2 protein-coding genes are annotated in these 3,285 nt (G+C 49.5%); both read right to left on the minus strand.

Going from position 1 to position 3,285, the window contains the following annotated elements; translation table 11 throughout:
* Positions 1–536, minus strand: a 536-nt coding sequence (locus tag QZ197_RS16025) for a hypothetical protein (protein ID WP_296433256.1), incomplete at its 3' end; no start/stop codon positions are given.
* Positions 499–966, minus strand: coding sequence for a hypothetical protein (locus tag QZ197_RS16030; protein ID WP_296433257.1), 468 nt, complete (start codon positions 964–966; stop codon positions 499–501). The genes QZ197_RS16030 and QZ197_RS16025, both read right to left, overlap by 38 nt.
* Positions 967–3,285: the final 2,319 nt, after the last annotated feature.

Genomic DNA, 3,285 nt, shown 5'->3' on the forward strand with positions numbered 1-3,285 from the left:
AGTGCGTACGCCTGAAGGGCGAGATCTTCTGCTCTGACGATTTTTTCGTCCCAAAGGGTGTCATAAACCTTCCGGAATGAGTTCAGGGCTCTACAACCGTTGTGGCATATCTCCACAACCGTCCGGGTAAGTTCAGGGCTATTGACTCGACCCGAAATCTCCTCCGCATATTTCTCCATCAGGGACTTCGCCTTCTCCAAAAGTTGCTTCTGAGCAGCAGTGTCTTTAGGATTTGTCTGGATCGCGAGTTCGATCGCACGCAAGTCGTCTCCGTTTTCAACGTCCTTGACGCATTTAGACAGTACCTTAAATTCTTTCAGTTTTGGAGGCAGCTGAGTCTCATGTTCCACTTTAGGAGTCCGATTTTGAATTTCTATCCATAGAGAACCTTGCAAGTCTTGCGCAGACTTGCTTGTGGACAGGGATGCACAACACTCCTTAAATTGGTCAATACTCTCCAAAATTAATTTTTTCAGACTCTGTAGCTCTTCCAAGCCACTAGCGCAGGTGTCTGTCAAAAGTATGATGGTTGTCATGAGGATGATATGTGTTAATGGTTGTGACAGTTGTATTAATAATGAGGCTGGTGGCAAAAGGATGGTGGTGATCTAATGGTTGGGTTAGGGTCAGATTAATAATGGCGGTGTTAATGATGATGTAGTACACAGTGGAGATGGTGGTAGGGTAGTATTCTCGGCGAGCCAGTTGGTGGTATTTTCGACAGATCAGATGGTGGTATTCTTGGTGGAACGGCTGGTGGTATTTCGTAGTAAAGGTGGCAGCGATCATCATCGTGGAGGTGGCAACGATCGTCGTCGTCGTGGCAGCGATCGTTGTAGACAAAGTGAGAGCGATCGTCGTCTTGGAGGTGGGGGTGATTGTCGTCGTGAAGGTGGCAGGAATCGTTGTCGTGGCGGTGGTGATGGCATCAACGGTGGTAGTATTGGGACGTGTGGAAAGTAGCATATGTAGACGATCATCCTGTTATTTACCTTGCTGCGTAACGTCAATTTCTTTCAATACCTTCATGATAATAATAATAGAAGTAATGATGATGGTAATAATGATAGAAGGTGGTAGTATAGACGCTTTTGGTACTGGTAGCGTTTAGGTTCGTGGTGGTGGTAGTTGTGTTGATGGTAGTGGTAGTAGAAATTATGATGCCATGGTTTCCACTCACCATTTATCACCACCGCCGCTACCACTGCCATCACCCTCGACACCATTACCATTATCCACGATCGTTGTCAGCACACTGCCATCTGCCATCACCACTAATCACCATCACTAGTACTATATCACTGCCGCCACCATCGCCACCACGTATCACCAACACCATCATCACTAAGCTTACTATTACTATCATTACCACCACGTATCACCAACACCATCATCACCACTACCCACTACCATGGTGGCGATGCTGCTAGAATTATATTTGATCTGGAATTGGCAGTATCATTTATAGTGATGGCGGCGGTAGTGATTTGCTGTGATAGGTGGTGGCGACGATGTCGGCATTCTAGTAATAATGGCATCGGTAGTGGCTTGCTGTTTGCTATGGTAGGTGGTTTGTTGTGGTAGGTAAGGTGCGGACGGCGGCGTGGTACATGGCAGTTGTGAGTGGTGATCAAGGTGGTAATCAGTCATCAATGACGACAGGTAATCTTAGCAGTGGTGACGGCGTTGGTCTACGGTCAGCGGATGGGATGGATGGGATGGCGAGCAACATTTTTCGTATTCCCTAAATTCCCTACGCCCTACGACCCCGGCCTGCAATTGCGGCCTGTGGGTGGGTCGTAATAGCGCACCACAATGGAGTCGAGGGCATCAATGCTTGACATTTTGCTATCTGCTGTGGTGGACAGTGTACACAAAAAGAGATTGGCAACAACTTATATCTAACTTAGTTAGGGAGGCGACTCGCGGAGCGAGTGACTCGCCGACTTGGCGAGTACCCGCCGTAGGCGAGTGACCCACCCACCCGTCTTTTACTCTCCCCACCCGGGTGACCCGCCCACCCGAGTGACGCGCCCCGCTCGCTAGGGGTGACGACCTCCTTGTCTCTCTCCCACTCTTTTTTGACAAACTCTTTATCCAATCAAAACAAATCAAACGAACTATTTATGAGACAACGCTTGGTGCAGCCCTGTCCACTCGGCTACACATTCACACATTTGTGTACTATTGGTGGGTGTGGTTCTGACGACACATTTAAGCTTCTCTTTTTTACGCACGATCATAAGACTTATCGTCCTCTGTATTCCTGACACTATCGTCCTCAGCTCAAATTTTAACCTATCAACACAAACATATTTTTGGTAGATGACGTGTTGTATAATTTTGTTAAATGTGTCGTTGCTGAAGTCGGCAATGCGGGTTTCATGCAGCAAATTATAGCCGCTAGGTGGATTAAAGTAAGCCGCGCCTAGGCTTTAACGTATGATTTTGCGTAGCTGTGTAACACATTTAGCTAGCTTAAATGTGCTATCTGTGTTGATACGTACGAGTTTAGCCTAGGCTTAAATAAAGCCGCTTTGTGTTTTATATGGAGCCGATTCGCGGCTTTAGCCCCTCTCCTTTGCTTAAATGTGTTGTCCTCCGACTTCGCTATGATAACGTTGGGAAAAGCTTGACACTCACGAAGACATGTCAAGCAGTGATGATGGCTACCTCAGCGATGGTGGGGACGCTGTTGCGGCGCAGAAGCGCCGCCCAAAAACCAGAGACCCCCCTCCAGGAAGAGAGCTCGGTCGGCACAGGCGCCCCCTGACTTAATGAAGTCAAAGCACAGTATCCTGCTTGTGCCATTTGGCGAGCACTGTGGCAGGCCACACAGCAAGTGTGCTGCCTGCAGCAAGGTGGCGCCGAACACGACGCGCGCGTGGGCATCACACGGGAAGACCTACCGGGCGCTAAAGGGCCCGTCTGGCGCTAGTGCAGCTGTTTTGCGGGTCGCAATTCCCAGTGGCGGGGGAAGCGCACCGCAAGCTGCTATGTGACACTTTCGTTTGTGCGTACTCGATATACAAGCACAAACTGCCGTTTACGCAAGGCCCGCGTAACAAAGAGGTAAACTCATCCCTCCCCGCCTTCCCTTTATCGATAACCCCCCCCTCCCCCCCTCTCCTTTCCTTCTAGCTACTACAGAACCTACACTGCGTAGACAAAAAAGCCGCGGGTAAAATGCCTGCTTCTAGGCAGACCATGTCGAGGTAATACCCGCCGTCGGCCATCGCCTGTGGCCTATCTCTTTCTGACCCCCCTCCCCCTCCCGCAGATACG

The sequence above is a fragment of the Yoonia sp. genome, from assembly GCF_017854415.1.
In the GTDB taxonomy this organism is placed as follows: Bacteria; Pseudomonadota; Alphaproteobacteria; order Rhodobacterales; family Rhodobacteraceae; genus Yoonia.